General features: G+C 66.5%; 21 protein-coding genes and 1 pseudogene. 10 read left to right on the top strand and 12 right to left on the bottom strand.

Annotated features, from left to right (window positions below; translation table 11 throughout):
- Window positions 1-43: 43 nt before the first annotated feature.
- Window positions 44-814, bottom strand: coding sequence for an acetoacetate decarboxylase family protein (locus OJF58_RS04515; RefSeq protein WP_300781928.1), 771 nt, complete (start codon window positions 812-814; stop codon window positions 44-46).
- 4 nt (window positions 815-818) lie between these two features.
- Window positions 819-1,925, bottom strand: a complete 1,107-nt coding sequence (locus OJF58_RS04510) for an LLM class flavin-dependent oxidoreductase (RefSeq protein WP_300781925.1) — start codon at window positions 1,923-1,925, stop codon at window positions 819-821.
- An 86-nt stretch (window positions 1,926-2,011) separates the two neighbouring features.
- Between OJF58_RS04510 and OJF58_RS04505 the strand changes: the two genes are divergently transcribed.
- Together OJF58_RS04505 and OJF58_RS04500 are read left to right on the top strand one after the other, a co-directional pair.
- Window positions 2,012-2,890 carry a glucose 1-dehydrogenase gene (locus tag OJF58_RS04505; RefSeq protein WP_300781922.1) on the top strand — a complete coding sequence of 293 codons (879 nt, stop codon included), beginning with the start codon at window positions 2,012-2,014 and terminating at the stop codon, window positions 2,888-2,890.
- Window positions 2,887-4,032: a DSD1 family PLP-dependent enzyme gene (locus OJF58_RS04500; RefSeq protein WP_300781920.1), complete on the top strand. Its 1,146-nt coding sequence runs from the start codon at window positions 2,887-2,889 to the stop codon at window positions 4,030-4,032. The genes OJF58_RS04505 and OJF58_RS04500 overlap by 4 nt, the downstream gene beginning before the upstream one ends.
- A 29-nt stretch (window positions 4,033-4,061) precedes the next feature.
- On the opposite strand, the gene OJF58_RS04495 is transcribed toward OJF58_RS04500, so the two are convergent.
- Entirely contained in the window at window positions 4,062-5,267 is a 1,206-nt protein-coding gene (locus OJF58_RS04495; RefSeq protein WP_300781918.1) for an MFS transporter, read from the bottom strand.
- Window positions 5,264-6,388 carry a CaiB/BaiF CoA-transferase family protein gene (locus OJF58_RS04490; RefSeq protein WP_300781916.1) on the bottom strand — a complete coding sequence of 375 codons (1,125 nt, stop codon included), beginning with the start codon at window positions 6,386-6,388 and terminating at the stop codon, window positions 5,264-5,266. The genes OJF58_RS04495 and OJF58_RS04490 overlap by 4 nt, the downstream gene beginning before the upstream one ends.
- Before the next feature lie 201 nt (window positions 6,389-6,589).
- Here OJF58_RS04490 and OJF58_RS04485 point away from each other — a divergent pair, with 201 nt between their 5' ends.
- Window positions 6,590-7,792 (top strand): CoA transferase, encoded by a 1,203-nt coding sequence (locus OJF58_RS04485; protein ID WP_300781914.1) that lies wholly within the window; start codon window positions 6,590-6,592, stop codon window positions 7,790-7,792.
- Here OJF58_RS04485 and OJF58_RS04480 read toward each other — a convergent pair.
- Window positions 7,761-8,942, bottom strand: a complete 1,182-nt coding sequence (locus tag OJF58_RS04480; RefSeq protein ID WP_300781912.1) for an arabinose transporter — start codon at window positions 8,940-8,942, stop codon at window positions 7,761-7,763. The two genes, OJF58_RS04485 and OJF58_RS04480, sit on opposite strands and share 32 nt — an antisense overlap.
- A gap of 201 nt (window positions 8,943-9,143) precedes the next feature.
- Here OJF58_RS04480 and OJF58_RS04475 point away from each other — a divergent pair, with 201 nt between their 5' ends.
- The 4 genes from OJF58_RS04475 to OJF58_RS04460 all read left to right on the top strand — a co-directional run bounded on the left by OJF58_RS04475 (window position 9,144) and on the right by OJF58_RS04460 (window position 13,922).
- Window positions 9,144-10,340 (top strand): acyl-CoA dehydrogenase family protein, encoded by a 1,197-nt coding sequence (locus tag OJF58_RS04475; RefSeq protein ID WP_300781910.1) that lies wholly within the window; start codon window positions 9,144-9,146, stop codon window positions 10,338-10,340.
- A 126-nt stretch (window positions 10,341-10,466) separates the two neighbouring features.
- Window positions 10,467-11,663: an acyl-CoA dehydrogenase family protein gene (locus OJF58_RS04470; RefSeq protein WP_300781909.1), complete on the top strand. Its 1,197-nt coding sequence runs from the start codon at window positions 10,467-10,469 to the stop codon at window positions 11,661-11,663.
- Between the two features lie 106 nt (window positions 11,664-11,769).
- Window positions 11,770-12,912: an acyl-CoA dehydrogenase family protein gene (locus tag OJF58_RS04465; RefSeq protein WP_300781908.1), complete on the top strand. Its 1,143-nt coding sequence runs from the start codon at window positions 11,770-11,772 to the stop codon at window positions 12,910-12,912.
- A 50-nt stretch (window positions 12,913-12,962) separates the two neighbouring features.
- A complete protein-coding gene (locus OJF58_RS04460) occupies window positions 12,963-13,922 on the top strand; it encodes an AEC family transporter (protein WP_300781907.1) in 960 nt (319 codons plus the stop codon).
- Here the strand turns inward: OJF58_RS04460 and OJF58_RS04455 are convergent.
- The 5 genes and pseudogenes from OJF58_RS04455 to OJF58_RS04435 form a co-directional block, all read right to left on the bottom strand.
- Window positions 13,919-14,641 (bottom strand): sulfite exporter TauE/SafE family protein, encoded by a 723-nt coding sequence (locus OJF58_RS04455; RefSeq protein WP_300785165.1) that lies wholly within the window; start codon window positions 14,639-14,641, stop codon window positions 13,919-13,921. The two genes, OJF58_RS04460 and OJF58_RS04455, sit on opposite strands and share 4 nt — an antisense overlap.
- A 184-nt stretch (window positions 14,642-14,825) precedes the next feature.
- Window positions 14,826-17,429: pseudogene (metH, locus tag OJF58_RS04450) on the bottom strand (methionine synthase); the annotation flags it as partial.
- Window positions 17,430-17,558: 129 nt separating this feature from the next.
- Window positions 17,559-18,614: a homocysteine S-methyltransferase family protein gene (locus tag OJF58_RS04445; RefSeq protein WP_300781906.1), complete on the bottom strand. Its 1,056-nt coding sequence runs from the start codon at window positions 18,612-18,614 to the stop codon at window positions 17,559-17,561.
- A complete protein-coding gene (metF, locus tag OJF58_RS04440) occupies window positions 18,611-19,525 on the bottom strand; it encodes a methylenetetrahydrofolate reductase [NAD(P)H] (protein ID WP_300785163.1) in 915 nt (304 codons plus the stop codon). The genes OJF58_RS04445 and metF overlap by 4 nt, the downstream gene beginning before the upstream one ends.
- A 32-nt stretch (window positions 19,526-19,557) precedes the next feature.
- Window positions 19,558-20,550 carry a methyltransferase domain-containing protein gene (locus tag OJF58_RS04435; protein WP_300781904.1) on the bottom strand — a complete coding sequence of 331 codons (993 nt, stop codon included), beginning with the start codon at window positions 20,548-20,550 and terminating at the stop codon, window positions 19,558-19,560.
- Between the two features lie 244 nt (window positions 20,551-20,794).
- Between OJF58_RS04435 and OJF58_RS04430 the strand changes: the two genes are divergently transcribed.
- The 3 genes from OJF58_RS04430 (at window position 20,795) to cysE (ending at window position 23,141) form a co-directional block, all read left to right on the top strand.
- Window positions 20,795-21,577 carry a VacJ family lipoprotein gene (locus tag OJF58_RS04430; protein WP_300781903.1) on the top strand — a complete coding sequence of 261 codons (783 nt, stop codon included), beginning with the start codon at window positions 20,795-20,797 and terminating at the stop codon, window positions 21,575-21,577.
- A 48-nt stretch (window positions 21,578-21,625) separates the two neighbouring features.
- Window positions 21,626-22,234 carry a phospholipid-binding protein MlaC gene (locus tag OJF58_RS04425; protein ID WP_300781902.1) on the top strand — a complete coding sequence of 203 codons (609 nt, stop codon included), beginning with the start codon at window positions 21,626-21,628 and terminating at the stop codon, window positions 22,232-22,234.
- 97 nt (window positions 22,235-22,331) lie between these two features.
- A complete protein-coding gene (gene cysE, locus OJF58_RS04420; protein ID WP_300781901.1) occupies window positions 22,332-23,141 on the top strand; it encodes a serine O-acetyltransferase in 810 nt (269 codons plus the stop codon).
- A gap of 25 nt (window positions 23,142-23,166) precedes the next feature.
- Here cysE and OJF58_RS04415 read toward each other — a convergent pair whose 3' ends face one another.
- A complete protein-coding gene (locus OJF58_RS04415) occupies window positions 23,167-23,313 on the bottom strand; it encodes a hypothetical protein (RefSeq protein WP_300781900.1) in 147 nt (48 codons plus the stop codon).
- Window positions 23,314-23,655: 342 nt separating this feature from the next.
- The gene (locus tag OJF58_RS04410; RefSeq protein ID WP_300781899.1) at window positions 23,656-25,296 is read right to left on the bottom strand and encodes a sulfite reductase subunit alpha; all 1,641 of its coding nucleotides are present in this window, start codon (window positions 25,294-25,296) and stop codon (window positions 23,656-23,658) included.
- Window positions 25,297-25,300 lie beyond the last annotated feature (4 nt).

The following is a 25,300-nucleotide window of genomic DNA, read 5'->3' as shown; positions in this document are numbered from 1 at the left end:
CGTAATACGAAATTTAATCGCAGATGCTCTGCGAGACGAGGGGCTATTCGTCTGCCCGCGACTCACGGATGCGACGCGTGCCCTGGAACACCGGCTTGAGCGGATCCATCACGAAGCGGATACGCGGCAGGTCGGTATCGACGGTGCAGCAGGTGCCGATGATCGGATCGGCAAGCTGTAGCCCTGGCGCGTTCCAGGCGGCGGCGTCGAAGGTGCCGACCTGAGGTGTGCCTCGATCGGCCTTGTAGAAAGTATATTTGGGATCGACCTGGATCAGGATCGGCTGTGTCTGGCCGTCGAGTGGCGCGTTCGCCGCCGTCACCCAGTTGATGTACTGCACGTCGCTGCCGGCGACGGGCTGCGGATTGACGAGGGCACCGTCGAGAATCGTCTTGCCGTCTTTCTTCACGGTGCCCATGACGCGATCGTGCCGGCGCAGGAACTTCACCTCGCCCGTCTCGACGGGGAAGCCCCAGCGGCCGCGCAATTCCTTTGCCGCCTTGTCGCTGCTCGCCACCGCGCCCAGCAGAAAGCCGCGCGGATGGGCGCCGGCGCGGCTGCCGAGGCGCAGCACCGCGAGATTGAACGGGCCGACGGGGCTTTCGGGATAGCGCGTGACGGCGAAGATCACGTAGGACGGCAGCGCCGGATGCATTGCCCTGGGCAGGAGCCCTTCGGTCGAGGTGCGCGGCACCTCGACCAGGAGCTGCAGCATCTCGGCCTTGGGCAGCGTCCAGGCCTCGGTGTCTAGGTTGGCGAGCGTGGGCAGGTGTGCGGGCGACCGGGTCAGATCGAGAGTTCCGTAAAGGGGCATCGTCCTACTCCGCCGCGGCTGCAACGTTGGCTGGCTTCTTGGCGAAGACCGGCATCACTTCCTTGGCGAAGAGCTTCAGGCTCGCCATCACCTGATCCTGCGGCACGACTTCGTTCGCGTTCAGGATGAAGTTGATGCAGTCGACACCGAGCGACTCCCACTTCTTGACAGCGCGGATGATGCGTGCGGGATCGCCATAGGCCATGCCCTCGGTCTGCTGCTCGGAGGCGTCCGGGCCGGTGGCGGCGCGCCGCAGCGCCGGCAGCAGGCCCAACGACTGGTAGGAGGGTGAGGAAAAGACCTCGCGCGTGGAGATGAGCTGGGTGGCGAGATAGTTGAACGTGTTGCCGAGCTTCTTGCCGATCTCGACGCCGGTCTTCTCGTCCTCGTGGCAGAACAGGAAGTTGGTCGTCGCCACCTGCTCGTTCACGAAGGCGCCGACCGGCTCGCATTGCTTGATGCGCCGCCGGTATTCCTTGATCTTCTTCTCCTGCTCCTCGAAGCCCGCGAAGGAAAGGCCGAGGCTGCCTAGCCCGCGGTCGGCCGCATCGATCTCGGTGCCGGGGCTGGTGACGGCGACCCACATCGGCGGGTGCGGCTTCTGATAGGGCTTGGGCAGGATGGTGCGCTCGGGCATCGACCAGAACTCGCCCTGATACGAGAAGGTCTCCTGCGTCCACATTTTGGGCAGGCAGCGCACGAATTCGTCCCAGCTCTTCTTGGTCGTGTCGGGATTGGCGCGGAAGCCGCCGAGCTCGGTCCACGTGGCGGAGCGGCCGGTCCCGACATGCAGGCGCCCGCCCGACAGGAGATCGAGCGTCGCCGTGCGCTCGGCGATCTTGATCGGGTGGTTGAACTCCGGCACGCAGACCACGATGCCGTGCCCGACCTGGATGCGCTTGGTCACCATGGCGCAGGCGGTCAGGAAAAGCTCGGGCGCCGAGCAGTGCGAGTATTCCTCGAGGAAATGGTGCTCGACGGCCCATACATGGTCGAAGCCCAGCTCGTCGGCGAGCTTCACCTGCTCGAGGCAATTGTCGTAGACGGTGCGCTCCTTCTCCGGCGTCCAGGGTCGCGGAATGGAGATTTCGTAGAACAGGCCGAACTTCATCCGGGCGTCTCCTCGGTGCTTTGCGAAACGCTAGGCTTGCCGCTGAGGCCATGCAACTCCACCATGGGTTCGGAGGGCGAAATCGAATGAGCAAGCTTCGAGGCAAGGTCGCGATCGTGACAGGCGGCGCGAGCGGCATGGGTCGGGCGACGGCGATGCGTTTCGTCGCCGACGGCGCGAAGGTGGTGGTGGCCGATCTCAACGAGAAGAACGGTGCGGAGACGGTGTCGGTCGCCGAAGGGCAGGGGCATGGCGAGGACATCGCCTTCGTCCGCTGCGACGTCGCCAGGGAGGCCGACGTTGCCGCCGTCGTTGCGGAAGCGGAACGCCGGTTCGGCCGGCTCGACATCGCCTATCTCAATGCCGGCGTGGGCGGCGCCTTCGGGCCGATCGCCGAGACCAGCGTCGAGGACTGGGACTATACCTTCGCCGTGCTGACGCGCTCGGTGTTCCTCGGCATGAAGCACGCCTCGCTCGCGATGAAGAAGCATGGCGACGGGGGCGTGATCCTCGTGACCGCCTCGATCGCCGGCCTGGTGGGTGGGGGCGGCAGCCACGCCTATTCGGCGGCCAAGGCGGCGGTGATCAGCCTGATCGAGAACGTCGCGGCCGAGCTCGGCCCCGATCGCATCCGCGTCGTTGGCATTGCGCCGGGCGTAATCTCGACGCCGCTCGTGCATCGCGGCCGACCGGAGAAATACGAGAAGCAGTTCGGGCAGCAGCCCTGGCCCGATCGCGGGCAGCCCGAGCACATCGCCGACGTGGCGGCCTTCCTGTGCTCCGACGATGCGCGCTTCATCACCGGCGAGACCATCAAGGTCGATGGCGGCCTGCTGGCCCAGGGCATCGCGCTCTGGGGCACGGGCGCGGACAACACCTTCATGAAAAGCGCCGGCGTCAATCGCGGCACCACGGGCGAGGCCATGGTCGTGCGCACCCTTCAACCCGGAGCCAGAAAGACATGAGCGAGGCCGAGCGTCTTCACCGTCACCTGATCGGCCAGCAGGGCTCGCGGCGCTCGCTGAACACGCCGGCGCTGGTCCTCGACCTCGACATGCTCGATCGCAACATTGCCGAGATGGCGAGCTTCGCAAGGGCGCACAACGTGAACCTTCGTCCGCATTCCAAGACCCACAAATCGGCCGACATCGCCCGGCGCCAGATCGCGGCCGGCGCGCTCGGCGTCTGCTGTGCCAAGCTGGGCGAGGCCGAGGCGCTGGCCGAGCAGGGCATCGAGAGCCTGCACATCACTTCGCCGGTGGTGACACCGCAGGCGATCGAGCGGCTGGTCGAGCTGAACGGCAGGGTGCGGGATCTGATGGTCGTGGTCGATCATACCGCCAACGTCGAGGCGCTGGCCGCCGCGGCCGCGAAGGCGGACAAGCCGCTTGCGGTGGTGATCGACATCGACCCCGGGATCCATCGCACAGGCGTGGCGACGCCCGACGGCGTGGTCGAGCTGGTGCAGAAGGTGGTGAAGCTGAAGTCGCTCGAATACGCGGGCGTGCAGTTCTATTGCGGCAGTCACCAGCACATAAAGAACTTCCAAGAGCGCAAGGCGGCCATCGAGGAGCGCACGGCGTATCTCAAGGGCATCCTGGCCAAGCTCGAGGCGGCGGAACTCGAGCCCGCGATCGTGACAGGTTCAGGCACCGGCACGCACTTCATCGACGCCGAGCTCGGCGTCTTCACCGAGCTGCAGGTCGGATCCTACGTCTTCATGGATCACGACTACGAGGTCTGCGACCTGCGCGGACTCGACAAACCCACCTTCGAGCAGGCGCTGCAGATCGATGCCCGCGTGGTGAGCGCCAACAAGCCGGGCATGGCGACGGTCGATGCCGGGCTGAAGGCGATGGCGACCGAAAAGGGGCCGCCGCCGATCCTGAAGGGCGCAGTGGAAGGCTCGACCACGCGCTTCATGGGCGACGAGCATCTCGCGGTGATCGCGCCCGAGGGCAAGGCCGCCCCCGGGCACGGCGAGCAGGTGATCCTGATCCCGCCGCACTGCGACCCGACGGTGAACCTCTACGAGAGCTACCACGTCGTGAAAGGCGACACGCTGGTCGACATCTGGCCGGTCACGGCAAGGGGACGCTCGCGTTGATCGTTTGGACCGCGGGCTTCCAGCCCGCATCATGAGCGGGCTGGAAGCCCGCGGTCCGCAAGAGCAGCAACGAGCACCTCGCCCTTCCACGTCCGCGTCAGCAGCAGGAGCGACGCCAGGCCGACGGTGCTGATGGCGGTCATGCCGAGGAAGGCGTGCTGGCCGAAGCGGGCATAGAGCAGGCCCGCGAACTGGTAGATCACCGCCTGTGTCGCGCCGGTGCCGAGGGCGTAGTAGAGGCTCTGGCCCAGCGCCGCGCCGCTGGACGGCAGGGCGCGCTGGATGAAGGCCATGGCACCGAGATGGCAGGCGGCGAAGGTGCCGGCATGCAGCGCTTGCAGGAAGACCAGCGCGGGCAGGTCGGTGGTGAAGGCGAGGCCGGTCCAGCGCACCAGGCCGCAAGCGAGACCGAAGCCGATCATGCCCGTCACGCCGATGCGCTGCAGCAGCCATCCGCTTGCCATCATCATCAGAATCTCGACGGCCACGCTCTCGCCCCAGAGCAGGCTGATCGTCACGTCGTCGATGCCGGCGCCGCGCCAGGTGAGCGTGCCGAAGCTGTAGAGCACGGCGTGGCTCGACTGGCAGAAGCCGGCGGCGATCATGAACAGCAGGAAGGGGCGCGAGCGGAAGAAGAGGTCGAGGACGCCGAACGGCGCATGCCGCGTCGTTCCGATCGGATGGCTCTCGGCCGTCGGCAGGACGAAAGCGAAAGGTACCAGCACCAGGATGCCGGCGAGCGCCACATAGAGCACCCAGGGCGGCCCGAAATGCTGGACGGCCATCCCGCACAGCACGGTGCCCAGGATGAACGCCACCGAACCCCAGACGCGCAGCTTGCCGTAGACCAGGCCGCGCGCCCGCGTCTCGTTCACCAGCACGCCGTCATAGAGCGCCATGGCCGGTGCCCATACTGCGCCCCAGACCAGCCCGGCCAGCAGCAGGGCAAGGAAGGTCCAGGAAAGCTGGTAGGCGCCCATCATCACGAGCGCGGCGACGCCCAGCGCCAGCAGCATGCCGCGCAAATTGCCGATGCGGTGGGCGAGGAAGCCGATCGCCAGCGTGGCGCCCACGCTCACGAACTGGCGCGTCATGTAAAGCGTGCCGATCTCGGCGTCCGATATGCCGCGGTGGCGCAGCCAGACCGGCCAGTAGCTCATGAAGGCGCCGGCCGCGAAGAAGTAGCCGGCGCCGAAACCCGACAGCCGGACGATCGTGCGCCAGCGGTCGCTCAAGCGGCGAACTCGCGCCGCACCTGGTCGGTATGCTGGCCCAGCGCCGGCACGTCACCGAGACGTGCCGGCTCGCCCGGATAGGAGGCGGCGAGCGCCGGCAGCGACACCTCGCCGTTCGGCGTGCCGAACATCGTGCGCCGAAGCTGCGGATGCTGCGACAGGTCGGCCACGCTGCTCACGCGCGCCCAGGCGATCTGTGCGGCGTCGAGGCGGGCGGCGAGATCGGCGAAGCGCTGGGCACCGAAGCTCTGCTGCACGATGGCATTGGTCTCGTCGCGCCGCGCGTTGCGCGCCTTGTTGGTGGCGAACTCGGGCTCGCGGTCGAGACCCGGCCGGTCGAGCACGCCCTCGCAGAGCCGCGTGAACTCGCGGTCGTTCTGGATCGAGATCAGCACCGGCACCTTGTCCGCGGTCGAATAGACGCCATAAGGCGCGATCGTGGGATGGGTGAGGCCGAGCCGCGGCCAGTCGTAGGCGCCGTAGTCCTTGGCGAGCAACGGCACGCTCATCCACTCGGCCATCGAGGAGAAGAGCGACACTGAAATGGCGCGGCCCTCGCCCGTCTTCGTCCGCGCCAGCAGCGCCTCGAGTACCGCCGCATGGGCGTACATGCCGGTCCCGATGTCGGTCGCCGAGACGCCGATGCGGCCCGGCGCATGCTCGGTGCCGGTGATCGAGGCCATGCCGCTCTCGGCCTGCACCAGGAGGTCGTAGGCGCGGCGGTCCTTGTAAGGGCCGTGATCGCCGTAGCCCGAGATGTCGACAGTGATCAGGCGCTTGTCCCTGGCGCGCATCTCCGCCGCGCCGAAGCCCGCTCGCTGCGCGGCGCCGGGCGCCAGGTTCTGGATCAGCACATCCGACTTGCCGATCAGGCGATGGAGCAGCGCGAGGTCGTCCTTCCTCTTGAAGTCGAGCACGACCGACTGCTTGCCGCGATTCAGCCAGACGAAGTAGCTCGCCAGACCGTGCACATAGCCATCGTAGCCGCGTGCGAAATCGCCCTCGGGCCGCTCGATCTTGATCACCCGCGCGCCGGCGTCCGCCAGCCGCGCCGAGCAATAGGGGGCGGCCACCGCCTGCTCGACGCTCACCACCAGCAGGCCGTCCAACGCTCCAGACATCACCGATCTCGTCTTGCTCCGTGGGCGGGCAACATGCCCGAACGGCTGGGCCGAGACCAGCGCATCGAGAGGCATCGACCAATTCCGCCGGGCGCGATGTCGATACGATCTTTGCAACGCGGGATGTCGCAGCCCGATGGCGCATCGGAAGGGATGGGTTACGATCCCGTTAACGATCGAGAATCGAGCAGAGGAAACGACATGCCGGGACCGCTTGCGGGCGTGAAGGTGATCGACTTGACGGCGGTGCTGCTGGGGCCGTTCGCTACCCAGCATCTCGCCGACATGGGCGCCGACGTGATCAAGGTCGAGCCGCCGGAGGGCGATCTGCTGCGCGCCTCGGGCGCCGCGATGAGCCGCGACAAGAACATGGGCCCGATCTACATGGCGGCCAACCGCAACAAGCGCTCGATCTGCCTCGATCTCAAGAAGCCCGCCGCGGTCGAGGTCCTGAAGGGCATGATCCGGACAGCCGATCTCTTCATCCACAACAGCCGGCCCGCCGCCGTGGAACGGCTGGGACTGGGCTACGAGGACCTCAAGAAGATCAACCCCTCGATCGTCTACGCCTATTCGCTGGGCTATGCCCGCCGCGGGCCCTATGGCCACAAGCCCGCCTTCGACGATCTGGTGCAGGGCGTGAGCGGCGCGGCCTCGCTGCAGAGCCGCGTCGATGGCCTGCCGCCCAAGTTCATGCCGAGCCTGGTGGCCGACAAGACGACCGGCCTCCATCTCTGCATCGCGGTGCTGGGCGCGCTCTACCATCGCAAATGCACCGGCGAGGGGCAGATGATCGAGGTGCCGATGCTGGAGACGCTGGCCTCCTTCTGGCTCACCGAGCATCTGTTCGGCGCCACCTGGACGCCGCCGCGCGGCGACATGGGCTACGATCGCATCATCAACAAGTATCGCCATCCTTTCCCGACCAGGGATGGCTACATCTGCGCGCTGCCCTACACCGACCAGCACTGGATCACCTTCTTCGAGCTCGCCGGCCGGCCCGATCTCGCCAAGGAGAAGCGGTTCATCGACCGCAACGAGCGGGCCAGGCACTTCAGCGAACTCTACCAGGTGCTGGCATCGCTGCTGGAGCATCGCTCGACCGTGGAGTGGCTCGAGATGTTCGACAAGGCGGACATCCCCGCGATGCCGGTGCATTCGATGGAGCAGTTGCTCGAGGACCCGCATCTGAACGCCACCGGCTTCTTCACCGAGCGCGAACATCCCAGCGAGGGTCCGATCAAGACCTTCGCGAGCCCGCTCGATTTCGAGAAGACCAAGGTCGAGTACCGCCACCACGCGCCGCGGCTGGGAGGCGATGGCGTCGAGGTGCTGCGCGAGGCCGGCCTGAGCGACGCCGAGATCGACAAGCTCAGGTCGGAGAAGGCGCTGATCGTGCCGTGAGGAGCGCTGCCGCGACGGGGGCGGCGCTGAAGACGACCACACCGCTTGCAAGATAGATCGCGGCGATGCTGAAGCGATGGCCGACAATCCCGAGCAGAGGGCCGGCCAGCCCGAGCGAGATGTCGAGGAAGGCGACGTAGGCGCCCATCGCCATGCCGCGGCTCTGTGGCGGTGCCACGCGGACGGCCTCGACGCCGAAGCCCGGGAAGGCGAGCGAATAGCCGAAGCCGGTCAGCGCGGCGCCGACATAGGCGATGGTTGGCGCCGGCGCCTGCCAGATCAGGAACTGGCCGGCCGCCTCGATCAGCACGCAGACCAGCGCCACCCTGGCGCCGCCGATCTTGTCGGGCAGATGGCTGAAGAAGATGCGCGCACCGATGAAGGCGATGCCGAAGATCGTGAAGATGAGCGACGTGCCGCCCCATCCCTTGTTCGAGTAGAGGAGGGCAATGAAGGCGGTGATGGCGCCGAGGCCCACGCTGCAGAAGGCGAGCCCCAGGCCCGGCAGCCACACGGCGCCGATCACTTTGTAGAAAGGCGCGCGGCGCGCCGTCGGCGGCGCGACCGGGGCCAGGGGGAGGGCGCAGGCGAACGCGACCAGGGGCACCAGCACGGTGGCGCCGGCGATGCCCCAGAAGCCGTAGTGGCCATAGATGTAGACTCCGATCGGCGCGCCGACCGCGTAGGCGGCGTACATGGCGATGCCCACCCAGGCAATGACCTTGCCGGCGTTCTGCGGCCCGACCAGGGCGACACCCCAGGTCAAGGTGCCGGTGACGATGAAGCTTTCGGCGCAGCCGATCAGCAGCCGTCCGACGATCAGCACCACCACCGAGGCGACCGGCGCCTGCAGCAGCAGGAGCGAGGCGTAGTAGACGATGCCGGTCAGCGCGGCGGCCAGCAGGCCCACTTGCGTCGATCTCTTGGCACCGCGCGTATCGGACAGGAGGCCGGCCTGGATGCGCGACAGCAGGGCTGCCGCGAATTGCGCACCGGCCACGACGCCCACCATCGTCTCTCCCATACCCAGCGTATGGTGGACATGCAGCGGCAGGATCGGCATGGCGAGGCCCATCGTGAGGAAGGCGATGAAGACCACGACGGTGACGGGCAGGAGGGGCAGGCGGACTGACGTCAATGGATTGTTCATGCCGATCCCGGATTGTGCGACCTTTCGACGGGTCGTGGCCGGCCGCGCCGCCCGAACATGACGTCTTTCCGTAGAGATTGTATACGGAAACCTGTTCCGCGTCGCGGCGCCGTCAGCCGCCAGCCGGTATAGCGGCGCTTGTCCATAGCAGGTCGGTCGCTAAACTCCGCGCAAACGACGCCGGCGCCCATGGAGGGGCATATGGATCTCGCTTTCACCGCAGAAGAGCAGAAATTCGCCGACGAGGTGCGGGCCTTCGTGAAGGCGAACCTGCCGGCCGATGTCCGCGACAAGGTGAAGAACGGCAAGCATCTCGACCGCGACGACTACATGCGTTGGCAGCAGGCGCTGGGGAAGAAGGGCTGGCTGGTCTACACGTGGCCCAGGAAGCACGGCGGCCCGGGCTTCACGCCGGCCGAGCGCTACATCTTCGAGAATGTCTGCGCCGAGGAATACGCGCCGGGCATCATTCCGTTCGGCACCAAGATGGTCGGGCCGGTGATCTACACCTTCGGCACCGACGAGCAGAAGGCGAAGTTCCTGCCGGCGATCCGCGAGAGCACCGTCTGGTGGTGCCAGGGCTATTCCGAGCCGGGCTCGGGGTCCGATCTCGCGAGCCTGCGGACCAAGGCCGAGAAGCAGGGCGACCACTATATCGTGAACGGCTCGAAGACCTGGAACACGATGGGCCATTGGGCCGACTGGATCTTCTGCCTGGTCCGCACCGACCCCAGGGCCAAGCCGCAGGAGGGCATCTCCTTCCTGCTGATCGACATGAAGACGCCCGGCATCACCGTGAAGCCTATCATCATGATGGACGGCGGGCACGAGGTGAACGAGGTCTTCTTCGACAACGTGAAGGTCCCCGTCGCCAACCTCGTCGGCAAGGAGAACGAGGGCTGGACCTGCGCCAAGTTCCTGCTCGCCAACGAGCGGCTGGGCATCGCCGCCGTGCCGCAGTCCAAGCGCGGCGTCGAGGCGCTGAAGGACATCGCGCGCGCCGAGCGGGAGAATGGCAAGCCCTTGATCGAGAACCAGGGCTTTGCCGAGAAGATCGCCGACCTCGAGATCCAGGTGACGGCGCTCGAATTCACCGAGCTGCGCGTGCTGTCGCAGATGGCGCAGGGCGGGCAGCCGGGACCTGAAGTCTCCGGCCTCAAGATCAGGGGCTCGGAGATCCAGCAGCGCATCACCGAGCTCACGATGGAGGCGGTCGGCGAGTATGCCGCGCCCTATCTGCCGGAGCTCTTGTGGCACGGCGCCAACGAGGCGCCGGTCGGGCCGGAATACGCCCATCTCGCTGCGCCGCGCTACTTCAACAACCGCAAGACCACGATCTACGGTGGCAGCAATGAGATCCAGAAGGGCATCATCAGCAAGATGGTGCTGGGATTGTGACTGGCATACCGTGTCATCCCGAGCGACGCGAAGGGATCCTTCGCGCGGCCGATCGAAGATCCCTCGCCGCGCTCGGGATGACATCTTTCTCCTCTTCTCATTTTCTCATTTGATGGCCGATATTCTATGGACCTCACGCTGAACCCGGAGCACAAGGCCTTCGCCGACGAGGTGCGCGCTTTCGCGGAGAGGCATCTCTCGCCCGCGACCAGGGCCAAGACCTTCTCGGGCAAGCACTACGATCGTGCCGATCACGTCGAGTGGCAGCAGGCGCTCGGCCGGCAGGGCTGGCTCGCCTACACCTGGCCGAAGAAGTACGGCGGTCCGGGTTGGGATGTGACCCGCCGCTTCCTGTTCGAGAACGTGCTGGCGGAAGAGGGCGCGCCGCGCATCATCCCGTTCGGCGTGAAGATGGTCGGGCCGGTCATCTATACCTTCGGCAGCGACGAGCAGAAGGAACGCTTCCTGCCCGGCATCCGCACGTCGGAGGTGCAATGGTGCCAGGGCTATTCCGAGCCCGGGGCCGGCTCCGATCTCGCCAACCTGCGCACGCGCGCGGTGCGGGAAGGTGATCATTACATCGTGAACGGCCAGAAGACCTGGACATCGTTCGCCCATTGGGCCGACTGGATCTTCTGCCTCGTGCGCACCGATCCCGACGCCAAGCCGCAGGAGGGCATCTCCTTCCTGCTGATCGACATGAAGACGCCGGGCGTTACGGTGCGGCCCATCGTCATGCTGGACGGCGCGCACCACGTGAACGACGTGTTCTTCGACAATGTGAAGGTTCCGGTCGCCAACCGGATCGGCAAGGAAGGCGAGGGCTGGACCTGCGCCAAGTTCCTGCTGGCCAACGAGCGGCTGGGCATCGCCGAGGTGCCGGCCTCCAAGCGCGGCGTGCGCTCGCTGCGCGACATCGCCCGCGCCGAGCCGCAGGACGGTCGCACGCTGGCCGACGACCCGGCTTTCGCGGCCAAGATCGCCGACATCGACCTGCAGGTGCAGGCCCTGGAGATGAGCGAGCTGCGGGCGCTCTCGACCATGGCGCTGGGCGGGGCGCCGGGGCCCGAGGTCTCGACGCTGAAGATCAGGGGATCGGAGATCCAGCAGCGCATCGCCGAGCTCGCCATGGAGGCGGTGGGCGAATATGCCCAGCCCTATCAGCCCGGCATGCTGTTCCAGAACACCAACGAGACGCCGGTCGGCCCCGATCATGCGCCGCCGGCCGCGCCGCGTTATTTCAACATGCGCAAGACCAGCATCTATGGCGGCAGCAACGAGATCCAGAAGAACATCGTGTCCAAGATGGTGTTGGGGTTGTAGAAACCGTGTCATCCCGAGCGCAGCGAGGGATCTTTGATCGGCGACGCGAAGGATCCCTCGCTTCGCTCGGGGTGACACACGATAGATCAGAGGCGAGGAGTTTTAGATGGACCTGTCCCTTTCCGACGAGCAGAAGCAGCTCCAGGACGCCGCCGAGCGCTTCGTTCGCGACAAGTATACGTTCGAGAACCGCCGCAAGATCGCCGCGGCCGAGCGCGGCTGGCTGCCGGAGAACTGGGCGCAGATGGCCGAGCTCGGCTGGCTCGGCATGTCGTTCAAGGAGGAGGACGGCGGCTACGGCGGCGGGCCGATCGAGACCATGATCGTCATGGAGCAGTTCGGCAAAGGCCTGGTGCTAGAGCCCTTCCTGCCGACGGTGGTGCTGGGCGGCGGCCTGATCGCCGCGGCCGGCAGCAAGGCGCAGAAGGAGGCGCTGCTGGCGCCCATGATCGAGGGCAAGAAGCAGTTCGCCTTTGCCTGGCTCGAGCGACAGAGCCGCTACAATCTCGCCGACGTCTCGCTCAAGGCGACCAAGGAAGGCAAAGGCTGGTCGCTCTCGGGCCACAAGGGCGTGGTTTACAACGCCGCGTCGGCCGACGAGATCATCGTGCTCGCGCGCACCGCCGGCTCGCCACGCGAGGAGAAGGGGCTCACGCTGTTCGTGGTCGACGGCAAGGCCAAGGGGCTGAGCCGCCGCGACTATCCCACCCAGGACGCGCTGCGCGCCTCGGAGCTCACCTTCGACAAGGTCTCGGTCGGCGCCGACGCGGTGCTTGGCAAGGTCGACGGCGCCTTCCCCGTCGTCGAGGAAGCGGTGGATCGCGCCATCGTGGCGCTCTGCGCCGAGGCGACGGGCTGCATGGACGCGATCAACGCCGCCACGCTCGAATACATCAAGACGCGCAAGCAGTTCGGCCAGCCGATCGGCAAGTTCCAGGTGCTGCAGCACCGCATGGTCGACTGCTTCACCAACGCGCAGGAAGCGCGCTCGATGACGCTGATGGCCACGCTCAAGATCGACGACAAGGATCCGGTCGTGCGCCGCAAGGCGGCGTCCGGGGCCAAGGTCCAGATCGGCAAGTCGGGCAAGTTCTGCGGCCAGAGCGCGGTGCAGATGCACGGCGGGATGGGCGTCACCGACGAGCTCTCGGTCAGCCACTACTTCAAGCGCCTGACCATGATCGACCTGATGTTCGGCAACCAGCAGCATCACCTGACGCGCTACAGCCATCTCGCGATGGCGGCGTAGGAGTGCCGGATCTTCGCCCTCTCCCCCGCTGAGGCGGCGGAGAGGGAAACGTGAGCGCCATCCTCGACATCATCGTGCCGGTGTTCGGCATGGTCGCCGTGGGCTGGGCGATCGGCCGCACGTCGCTCTTGACGCGCGAGGGCCTGCGCGGCCTCACCAACGTCACCTTCTATGCCCTCTTCCCGGCATTGCTTTTCCGCTCGATGTCGCGGGTGCGGATCGAGGCCCTGTCGCTCGACATTCTCGTCGTCTTCTTCGGTGCCGCGCTGCTGCTCTATGCCCTGCTGATGGTGCTGGGCCGGGCGATGGGCATGCGGTTCGGCGAGCAGGCGGTGTTCGCGCTCGCCGGCATCTTCTGCAACGGCGTCGGCATCGGCATTCCCTTCGTGTCCTTCGCCTTCGGCGAGAAGGGCCTGGTGCCGCTCCTGATGATCATCAGCGTCAACTCGCTGATCCTGCTCACGCTCTCCTGCTTCCTGATGGAGATGGACGGGCAGGGCGGACAGCGACGGAGGCTGCTGAGACAGTTGGGCGGCGCGGCGCTGAAGATGCTGAAGCATCCGGTAATTCCGCCGATCTTCGCCGGCCTCCTTTGGGCGGAGGTCACGAACCTCGTCCCCGGCCTCGGCACGCCCGTCGTGATCGACCGGGTCCTGCAGGGCCTCAGCGTCGCCGCCCCGCCCTGCGGCCTCATCATGGCCGGCGCCTCGCTCGCTCATGTCGGGCTTAAGGAGCACTGGCAGAGCGCGGCCGTCGCGACCGTCTTCAAGCTCGCTGTCCTGCCGCTCATGGTCTGGCTCGCCGGGCGGTACGTGTTCGCCCTCGACCCGCTCTGGCTCACCGTGGCGACGCTGAACGCCGCGATGCCGGCCGGCGCCAACGTCTACCTGGTGGCACAGCTCTATCGCACCGGCGTGGGGCTCGCGACCAACGTCGTCGTCCTCTCGACGGCTGCCAGCATCTTCACGCTGTCAGCCGCGCTTCTGCTGCTGGGCGTGCGGCCGGGCTAGCGCAGCCCGTCCCAGATCAGCGTCGCGCCCGAGATCAGCATCACGCCGTCGAGCAGGTTCTGGAAAGTCGCAAGGCGCAGCCGTTCGACAAGCAGACGGGCGATGTAGGTGCCCGCCATCACCGCCGCGCCGCTGATCAGGCCCTTCACGATGATGTCGGCCGGCAAGGCGCCGAGGGTGCGGAAGGTCGCAGCCTTGGACAAGTGGAGCGCGAGCGAGCCCGCGGCTTCGGTGGCGATGAAGGCGCCCTTCGCGAGCCCGTACGCGCTGAAGAGCGGCACGCTGAGCGGTCCGGTGGAGACGACGATGCCGGCCAGGAAGCCGATGGCGAAGCCCGCGGGAACGAGCGTGCCGATGCCGATCCGGTAGTCGCGGGCGGCGAGCCAGCGTCGGCCGGGGATCATGGCAAGGAAGAAGGCGCCGAGCGCAAGGTCGATGACCGACGGCGGGAGATTGAGGAGCGTGTGTGCGCCGAGCGCCGCGCCGGGAATGCCGCCCAGCGCATAGGCTGCCGTGGCGCGCCAGTCGACCTCCCGCCACCAGGCGGTGATCTTGGCCAGGTTCGACATCAGCGCGACGATCGCCATGATCGGCACGGCCTCGAGCGGGCCGAAGGCGAAGACCAGCACGGGCAGGAGAATGACCGTGGCGCCCGTGCCGACGATGCCGCTCACAACGCCCGCGGCGGCGCCGACGACGAGCACGAGGGCGTAGGTCAGCATGGATATTCAGCGGAGCGCGCCACCGACAAGAAGCCGGCCATGCACGGCAGCCTGCGGTGTCATCCCGAGCTGAGCGAGGAATCCTTTGTTGGCGCTGCGAAAGATCTCTCGCTTCGCTCGAAATGACACGATACTGGTTGGGCGCTGCTCTTGTTTCTTGTTGGTAGCGCGCTCCAATGAATCAGTACCCCATGTTCGTGCGCAGGTATTTTTCGGCCTGCTCGATCGGGATGCCGCGGCGCCTGGCATAGTCCTCCACCTGGTCGCGGCCAATGCGGGCCACGCCGAAATACTGCGCCTCCGGATGGGCGAAGTAGTAGCCCGACACTGCCGAGATCGGGATCATCGCAAAGCTTTCGGTCAGCGCCATGCCGGCATTCTGGCCCGCGTTCAGCAGCCGGAACAGCTCGGGCTTCTGGCTGTGATCGGGGCAGGCCGGGTAGCCGGGTGCGGGTCGGATGCCGCGGTACTTCTCGCGAATCAGCTCGTCGTTGCCGAGCGCCTCGTCGGGCGCGTAGCCCCACAGCGTCTTGCGCACGCGCTCGTGCATCCGCTCGGCGAAGGCCTCGGCCAGCCGGTCGGCCAGCGCCTTGAGCAGGATCTCCGAATAGTCGTCGCTGTCGGCCTTGAAGCGCGCGAGATGCGCCTCGATGCCGTGGCCGGATGTGACCGCGAAACCGCCGATCCAGTCGGCCTTGGGCGAGATGAAGTCGGCCAGGCACATATTGGCACGCGGGGCGCGCTTTCCGACCTGCTGACGCAGGAAGAAGAGACGCGAGATCTCCTTGGTATGGCTCTCGTCCTCGAACAGCACGACGTCGTCGCCCTCGCGCCGGCAGGGCCAGAAGGCGACCACCCCCTTCGCGGTCAGCCACTTCTCGCGCACGATACGGTCCAGCATCTTGCGCGCGTCGGCATAGAGCTTCCTGGCGCTTTCGCCGACCACCTTGTCCTCGAGGATGTCGGGGTAATTGCCGGCAAGCTCCCAGGAGCGAAAGAACGGCGTCCAGTCGATGCGCTCCACGAGCTCGTGCAGCGGATATTCGGCGAACACGCGCGTTCCCTTCGTCGCCGGCGTGGGCGGCGTATAGCTCGCCCAGTCGATCTTGAACGCGTTGGCCCGCGCGGCCGCCAGCGGCACCAGCTTCTCCTTGCCGCCGCCCGCGCGCTCGACGCGGATCGCCTCGTATTCGGCCGCGACCTTGGCCGCGAACGCCGCCGCCTGATCGCCCGATTCGGAGACGAGCGCCGTGCAGACGCCGACCGCGCGCGAGGCGTCGAGCACGTGCACCGTCGTGCCGTGATAGCGCGGCGCGATCCGGAGCGCGGTATGGACCTTCGAGGTGGTGGCGCCGCCGATCAGCAGCGGCACCTTGAAGTTCTGCCGGGTCATCTCCTCGGCCACCGTCACCATCTCGTCGAGCGACGGCGTGATGAGACCGGAGAGGCCGATCAGGTCGGCCTTGTTGTCGTTGGCGGCCTTCAGGATCTCCTGAAACGGCACCATGACGCCGAGATCGATGACCTCGAAGTTGTTGCACTGGAGCACGACGCCCACGATGTTCTTGCCGATGTCGTGGACGTCGCCCTTGACCGTCGCCATGACGATCTTGCCTTTCGATCGCGAGGTCTCGGTCTTCTCGGCCTCGATGAAGGGCAGGAGATAGGCCACCGCCTTCTTCATCACGCGCGCGCTCTTCACCACCTGCGGCAGGAACATCTTGCCGGCGCCGAACAGGTCGCCCACTACGTTCATGCCGGCCATCAGCGGCCCCTCGATCACCTCGATGGGCTTGGCGATCTGCTGGCGCGCCTCCTCGGTGTCTGCAATGACGTACTGATCGATGCCCTTCACCAGCGCATGCTCCAGCCGCTTCTCCACCGGCCAGCTCCGCCATTCGGCATCCAGCGTCTCGGTCGCCTCGCCGGTGCCCTTGTACTTGGGGGCGAGTTCCAGCAGCCGCTCGGTCGAATCCGGCCGGCGGTTCAGGATCACGTCCTCGCAGGCCTCGCGCAATTCCTGCGGGATCTCGTCATAGACCTCGAGCTGGCCCGCATTGACGATGCCCATGTCCATGCCGGCTCGGATCGCATGGTAGAGGAACACCGAGTGCATGGCCTTGCGCACCGGCTCGTTGCCGCGGAAGGCGAAGGAGAGGTTGGAGACGCCGCCCGAGATCTTCGCGCCGGGACAGCGCGCCTTGATCTCGCGTGTCGCCTCGATGAAGTCGACGCCGTAGTTGTTGTGCTCCTCGATGCCTGTCGCCACGGCGAAGATGTTGGGGTCGAAGATGATGTCCTCGGCCGGGAAGCCGACTTTGTTCACCAGGATGTCGTACGCACGGGCGCAGATCTCGACCTTGCGCTCCTTGGTGTCGGCCTGGCCCTTCTCGTCGAACGCCATCACCACCACGGCGGCGCCGTAGCGGCGCACCTTGCGGGCGTGCTCGATGAAGGGGTCGACCCCTTCCTTCATCGAGATGGAGTTCACGATCGGCTTGCCGGCGACGCACTTGAGGCCGGTCTCGATCACGCTCCACTTGGAGCTGTCGATCATGATCGGCACCTTGGCGATGTCCGGTTCCGAAGCGATCAGCTTCAGGAACGTGTCCATCGCCTTCTCGGCGTCGAGCAGGCCTTCGTCCATGTTGACGTCGATGATCTGCGCGCCCGATTCGACCTGCTGGCGCGCGATCTCGACGGCGGCGGCGTAGTCGCCCGCCAGGATCAGCTTCTTGAACTTCGCCGAGCCCGTGACATTGGTGCGCTCGCCGATATTGATGAAGGTCGCTCTTTGCTCGGTCATCTCGTACTCGATTGACGATCGTGCCATCCTGAGCGGAGCGAAGGATCTTTGGTCGGTGCTCGCAAAGATCCCTCGCTATCGCCCGGGACGACACGAGGGTTGGCCACGCTAGAAGAAACTCGCTGCCTCCATGCCGGAGAGGCGGAGCGCCGGCGGCAGGACCTGCCACTGGCGCGGCTTCACGCCCTTCACCGCCTCGGCGACGGCCTTGACGTGGGCCGGTGTCGTGCCGCAGCAGCCGCCGACCACGTTCAGCCAGCCGTTCTCGGCCCAGCCGCGCACAAGCTTCGCCGTCATCTCCGGCGGCTCGTCATACGCGCCGAGCTCGTTGGGCAGGCCGGCGTTGGGATAGACGCAGACGAGGCCGTCGACCTGCGGATTGAGTGCGCTTACGTAAGGATGCAATTCGGTGGCGCCGAAGCTGCAGTTCAGCCCCATGGTGAGCGGCCGGGCATGGCGCACCGAGTGCCAGAAGGCCTCGACCGTCTGGCCGGAGAGGTTGCGGCCGGCAAGGTCGGTCAGGGTCATGGAAACCATGACCGGAATTTCCTCGTCGCGCGCCTCGCCCGCCTCGTCGACGGCGACGATCGCGGCCTTGGCATTCAAGGTGTCGAACACCGTCTCGATCAGGATGAAGTCGACGCCGCCGTCCAGAAGCCCGTCGATCTGCTCGCGGTAGATGCCCTTGACCTCGTCGAAGGTGACGGCGCGGTAGCCGGGGTCGTTGACGTTGGGCGACACCGAGAGCGTCTTGTTCGTCGGGCCGAGCGCGCCCGCGACGAAGCGCGGCTTGTCGGGCTCCCTGGCGGTCGCTGCATCGGCGCAGGCGCGTGTGAGCCTGGCGGCGGCGAGATTGATCTCGCGTGTCAGGCTCTCGGTCCCATAGTCCGACTGGCTGATCGCGTTGGCGTTGAAGGTGTTGGTGGCCACGATGTCCGCGCCCGCCTCGAGATAGGCGTTGCAGATCGCGCTCACGACGTCGGGCCGCGTGAGATTCAGGAGATCGTTGTTGCCCTTCTGGTCGCGCTCGAAGTCGCCGCCGGCGCGAAAGCCCGCCTCGTCGAGCCTGTAGGTCTGGATCATCGAGCCGTAGGGGCCGTCCTTCACCAGGATGCGCTCCCGCGCGAGGCTGCGGAGCTGGTCGGCCTTCTCCGAGCGTGTCATGTCGGGCTCCTTTGCGGCCGTACGCCCAGCAGATGGCAGATCGCGAAGGTGAGATCGGCCCGGTTCAGCGTATAGAAGTGGAACTGCTCGACGCCCTCGCTCTGCAGGCGACGGCAGAGATCGCCGGCGACGGTGGCGGCGATCATGCGCCGTGTCTCGACATCGTCGTCGAGGCCGTCGAACAGGCTCGCGAGCCAAGTCGGCACCTTGGAGCCGCAGAGGCCGGCGATGCGGTTGACCGACTGGAAATTCGACACCGGCATGATGCCCGGCACGATCGGCACATTGACGCCCGACGCGGAGGCGCGGTCGCGAAAGCCCAGGAAGTCGTCCGCCTCGAAGAAGAACTGGGTGATGCAGCGGTCGGCCCCGGCATCGACCTTGCGTTTCAGGTTGTCGAGGTCGGCGGCTGGATCGGGCGAATCGGGGTGCTTCTCGGGATAGGCCGCGACGCTGATCTGGAACGGCGCGATCTTCTTGAGGCCTGCGACCAGATCGGCCGCGTTGGCGTAGCCGCCGGGATGGGCGCTGTACTTGCCGCCCATGCCCGAAGGCGGATCGCCGCGCAGCGCCACGACATGACGGATACCGGCATCCCAATAGGCGCGCGCCACCTCGTCGATCTCGTCGCGCGTGGCGGCGACGCAGGTGAGATGGGCGGCGGGATCGATGCCTGTCTCCGCCTTCAGCCGTACGACGGTGTCGTGCGTGCGCTGCCGCGTCGAGCCGCCGGCGCCATAGGTCACGGAGAAGAAGGTGGGAGCGAGCGGCGCGAGACGGGTTACCGCTTCCCACAATGTCTTCTCCATCGCCTCGGTCTTGGGCGGGAAGAACTCGAACGACACCTTGAGCCGTTGCGGCGCGCGGGCGGGAAAATGGCCGTCGCCGAGGCCGAGTGGGGCGGTGCTCATCGGCTCGGTGTAAAGCGGGCCGGTATCGGGACTCATCGGGAAGCTCCCCCTTGCTCGGACAGGTTGGACAGGGCGGCCGAACGCGGCGCAGCGCGGTCGGCCGGCTCGCGTTCGCCGCGCCAGATGCCGGTCATCAGCCGCCGGCCGGGAAAATGGATCGGTTCGAGCGGATGCAGGCCGGCGCTCCTGAGCCAGCCCTGTACCTGGTTGTCGGCGAAGCCGAGATGGACGTGCGCATGCTCGCGCTTCAGCTCGACGAGGTCATGCGGCGAGAAATCGACGACCAGCACGACGCCGCCGGGCCGCACGACGCGCGCCGCCTCGGCGAGCGCGGCTGCCGGATCGTCGGCGTAGTGCAGGACATGATGGATGGTGACGACGTCGAAGCTCTCCGCCTCGAAAGGAAGCGCATACATGTCGGCCTGGCGGATATCGGCATTGTCGATGCCGGCCTGGGCGAGGTTGGCGCGGGCCAATGCCAGCATCTCGCGGCTCTGGTCGATGCCCACGGCCTGCTCGACCTTGGGCGCCAGCACTTCGAGGAGCCGGCCCGTGCCGGTGCCGATATCGAGCAGCCGCCGCGCGCCGATCGGGAAATGATGGGCCAGCGCCCGCTCGATTTCGCGGTCGGCGACATGCAAGGCCCTGAGCTCGTCCCAGCGCTGGGCATTGTCGCGGAAGAAGCGGACGGCGGCGTTCTGGCGCCGCTGTTGCAGGGCACCGAGGCGGGCGCGGTCGGCGGCGAGGCGAGGGTGCTTGGGGTCGAGCCGGCGGACGAACTCGCGCACCAGCGCCGCATCGCCGCCCTCGCCGACCAGTCGAAAGCGCGTGAACTGCGCTTCGCGGAAGCGCTCCAGCAGGCCGCCCTCGACCAGCAGCTTCAGATGCCGCGAGACACGCGGCTGGCTCTGGCCAAGCACGTGGACATAGTCGCTGACGGTCAAATCCTCGCGCGCGGCCAATGCCAGAATGCGCAACCGCGTGTCTTCTGCCGCAGCCCGGAGAAGGGTCAGAAGATGATCCATGAACTGAAGAATATAAGTATATCTTTATGTTTGCAACCATCTCCGTAGCCAGTGGATTGTGGCGGCATCGTCACAGTCTGCCGGCTTCCTCTCCTCCGCTCTTCAAACTGTCTCAGGCCTATGCCACATTTGCCTCATGCGGCGGCTGAACAGGCCGTCTTTTTGGCGTCCAGGCCCTGTGGCGGGGGTCGACGGGGGATGGGCTGGATTGGCATTCATGGGCGGGTGTTCTTCAAAGAGAATGATGGCGCGTGTCCGCCATTCGGCGTTGGCTGCCGTCACGGTGGTGCTTGTCGCCGGCTGTGCGACCCGTGACACCGGGTCGGCGGATGTCTGGGATCCGCTCGAGACACCGAACCGGTTCATCTTCTCGATCAATCAGGCGGTCGACACGATCGCCATTCGGCCGGTGGCGGTGCTGTATCGCGACTGGATGCCCAAGCCCGCGCAACGCGGCGTCCACAACGTCGTGGAGAATCTTGGCGAGCCGGTCACGGCCATCAACGATGCAGTCCAGGGCAACGCCCATCAGGCCGCGACATCGATGGCGCGCTTCCTGGTCAATACGACGCTCGGTGTGGCCGGTCTTTTCGATGTCGCGAGCACGTTCGGCCTCAAGAAGAGCGACAACGATGCCGGCCAGACGATCGGCTACTATGCCGGAGTCGAGCCCGAGAACGGCGGCTTCTATCTCGTGCTGCCGCTGATCGGTCCATCGAATGCACGCGATGCCGTCGGGCTGGTGGCGGATGCCGCCATAGACCCGTTCGGTCTCGCCATCTACAATTTGAGCAGTAGCACTGCGTATTGGATCTATGCCGGTACGCGCTATGGCGTGACGGTGCTCGATACGCGCGTGCACACCATGACGGCGCTCGACGATCTGCAGCGCAACAGCGTCGATTATTACGCGGCGCTGCGCAGCGCCTATACCCAGCGCCGCGCCGAGCAGATCCGCCAGAAGCGTGAAAAGACCGATACGCGGGCCGAGCTGGAGCGGCGCGACAATCTCGCGCTGGTACGGTAGGACTTCCTTACCAAGTCCCTGATCGTCCATCTTCGCAAGGAGAGATCGGTGCCGTCTTCCGTCCACCGTCGAATCGTGTTGCGTCTGGCCGCCGGTGCGGCCGTCATCGCTGTTGCCGCCGGTCAGGCTGCGGCCGATCAAGGCCCCGCCGCCGAGCTTATCCAGCAGACGGCGTCCAAGGTGATCGAGCTTATCAAGACGAAGACGGGCGAAGCTCGCGAGGCGGGGATCAGGCAGGTGCTGGAGACCAGTTTCGACCTGAACTACATGGGCCGTTCGGCGCTCGGCGTGCATTGGAACCAGGCTACGCCCGAGCAGCGCGAGCGCTTTCTGAAGGCCGCGGCGAGCGCGGAGGCGCACGCCTATGCCGAGCGCTTCGGCCGCTATGCGGGGCAGACGCTGACCGTGGGCCGTGTCATGAACCGCGGCAACGGTATCTCCATCGTCGACAGCAAGCTCAATCAGAGCGACGGCGAGCCGATCTCGATCCAGTGGGAGGTGCGCAACGCCGGACAGGGACCGCGCATTGTCGATGTGAAGATCGAGGGCGTGAGCATGGTCATGACTAGACGGTCGGACTTCAATTCCTACATCCAGAATCACGGCGGCAAGGTCGAGTCGCTGATCGACGAGCTGGAGGCCCGCGCCAAGCGGTGAATTGCGGCAATAAGTGTTCGGCCCTAGAGTAGTGGACGGGAGGCCTTTCGATCGGTCCCGCCACGTCGTCAGGGTTCGGGGCCGAAGGAGAGCGCCAATGGATAGCGCAGTCGTCAAGAACGCGGCCGAGCGCCGCTCGGTCGATCCGGTCTGGGCCAGGATTCGCGAGGCCGCGCAGGCGGCGGCCGGCGCGGAGCCAGTCCTGGCCGGCACCCTCCATGCGACCATCCTGAGCCAGTCCCGTTTCGAGGGGGCGCTCAGCTATCATCTCGCACGTCTGGTCGGCACGACCGAGGTGCCGGCGGCGCTGATCCGCCAGATCCTCGACGAAGCGCTCAATGGCGATCCCGGAATCGGGCTTGCCGCGCGTGCCGATATCGTCGCCGTTGCCGAGCGCGATCCGGCCTGCACCTCCCACCTCGATCCGCTGCTCTGGTTCAAGGGCTATCACGCCCTGCAGACCTATCGCGTGGGCCACTGGCTGTGGAAGCAGGGCCGCCATGCCCTGGCACACTACCTGCAGAGCCGCGCAAGCGCCCTGTTCGCGCTCGACATCCATCCCGGCGCGGCGATCGGCAAGGGCATCTTTCTCGACCACGGCACGGGCATCGTGATCGGCGAGACCGCGGTCGTGGAGGACGGCGTCTCGATGCTGCACGGCGTGACGCTGGGCGGCACGGGCAAGGAACGCGGCGACCGCCACCCGAAGGTGCGGCGCGGCGTGCTGCTGGGTGCGGGCGCCAAGGTGCTGGGCAATATCGAGATTGGCGCCTGCGCCAAGATTGCCGCCGGCAGTGTCGTGCTCGAACCCGTGCCCGCCGGATGCACGGCGGCCGGCGTGCCCGCGCGCATCATCGGCTGTGTCGATGTCCCCGAGCCCGCGCGGGAGATGGATCAGCGGATCTGAACTCGCGGCGGCCTTGCCGCAAGGATTACAGGAGCAACGCTGTTGCGACCGCGCCGGGCAGCAGCACGAGCGTCAGCGCAACCAGACCGATGAAGGTCAGTATGTCGCGTTCCCGCGTCCGCCGGCGGACGATTCCGGAAGAATTGTGGACGACGGCTTCGGCTTCGAGCACGCGCCATCCGCCAATTGGATCGATCATGGTGATACAGTCCCCAAGTAGCGTCATGCCCGCAGAAATTGATCCGGCGTCCGTTGCCTTTCCCGAGGCAAGCAGGACGCATGCAGCCCATCGGGCCTTCAGAACGTTCCAGCGACACGACGATGTCCCACACACTGATCCCGTCGAACGGTGCCGACGCGCGTCCGCAGCCGCTCCAGGGGGCATGACCGGGACCCCTCCCGTTCACGCAATACGCAATCTAGCGATTTGGATTGTATGAATCATGTCTGTGCGCGGCCAAATCTGTGTCAAGTGGTTCCAACGACCGAGCGGATGGCTGCCTCGATCCAGGTATCAGTAGACGTCCGTCTGGTAGCGGCCCGTCTTCTTGAGATCGGCGACGAAGGTCGTGGCATCGGCCTCGCTCATGTGGCCGCAGGTGGCAGCGATGGCGACCATCGTCTTCTCGACATCGACCGCCATGCGCCGGGCGTCGCCGCAGACATAGAAGTGAGCGCCACGCTGCAGCCACGCCCAGAGATCGGCGGCCTCGGCGCGCATCCGGTCCTGCACATAGGTCTTCGGCGTGTCCTTGTCGCGTGACCAGGCGAGCGAAAGCCGCGTCAAGGTTCCGGAATCTTTCAGGCCGTCGAATTCCTGTTCATAGAAGAAGTCGCAGGCGCGCCGCTGATGGCCGAAGAACAGCCAGGCGTCGCCCGGCGCCCGGGTGATCATGCGTTCCTGCAGGAAAGCACGAAACGGCGCCACGCCCGTGCCGGGGCCGACCATGACGATCGGCGTCGTGGGATCGGCCGGCAACGCGAAGTTGTGCGCACGCTGCGCATAGACCTTGAGCGTGGCGCCCGGCGCGGCGGCGCTCGACAGGAAGGTCGAGGCGACCCCGAGCCGCGTGCGACCGGCGATCTCATAACGCACATGGTCGACCGTCAGCGTCAGCCGGTCGGGATCGACCCTGGGCGAGGAGGAAATCGAATAAAGCCGCGGCTGCAGTCCCTCGAGGCATTCGACGAAGGCTTCGGGATCGGGCCGGATGCCGGGAAACTTCTGCACCGCCGCCAGCACGTCGAGGGTGGCCGCGTCGCCGTCCGGGTCCTCGCCCTGCGCCAGCGCGCGAGCCGTGGCCTTGCGCTCGCCACCCACCATGTAGGAGATCAACTCGAACAGCATGTCGGGAGCAGCACCCAGAGACATGTCGTGGGTGAGCACGTCGGCGAGGATCCTGCCGGCGATCGGGAAGTCGGGCGGCGCGTTGATGGCCTCGATCACCGCGGCCACGAGCGCCGGATCGTTGACGGGATAGACGCCGAAGCTGTCGCCGACCGTGTATCGAAGGCCTGAGCCTGCGAGATCGAACTCGATATGCCAGGTCGATTTCTCGGATTCACCCTTGTTCAGACGCGTGCGCGACAGGAACCGCGCCTCGACAGGCAGCTCGCGCGAATAGCCGCGCTCGGCCGTCATCTTCGGCTCGAGTCGTGCCGCCGCCTTCGCCTCGGACTTGGCCTTCTCCTCGTCGGGATCGGTCGCGCCGCCGCCCATCTCCTCGATGAGCTTCTTCAGCATACGCGCGGTTTCCTTGCCGCCCGGCACGCAAAGATTCAGCCGCTCCTCGGCATGCTGCGCGATCTCGTCAGCATAAGTCTCGCAGGTGTAGCCGCATTGGCCGCAATCCTGCTGCGCCATCGCCGCCATCATGCGGCGACGCAGGGGGCGGTTCTCGGCCATCGCCATGCGCTCGGCGAGCGACAGCGCCGGATCGTGCCAGGGCGCGCCGTCGTCTCCGCCGTCCGCCATCGGGTCGCGGAAGGTGGGATCCGCCGCGGCGGGCAGGGACGGCAGCGTCGGAGCGGCGGGAAGGCTGGACAGGAGGCCGGCGAAGAAGCCGTTCAGCCAGGCGCGCTGCTCCTCGCTGAACGGCGCGTCCTCGGGGATGTATTGCACGATGTCGGCAGGCGGGCTCTCGATCACGGACACGGGA

The sequence above is a fragment of the Enhydrobacter sp. genome (assembly GCF_030246845.1).
GTDB lineage: Bacteria > Pseudomonadota > Alphaproteobacteria > Reyranellales > Reyranellaceae > Reyranella.
The sequence above is the reverse complement of the archived record's forward strand: the minus strand, read 5'-3'. Positions and strand labels throughout refer to the sequence as shown.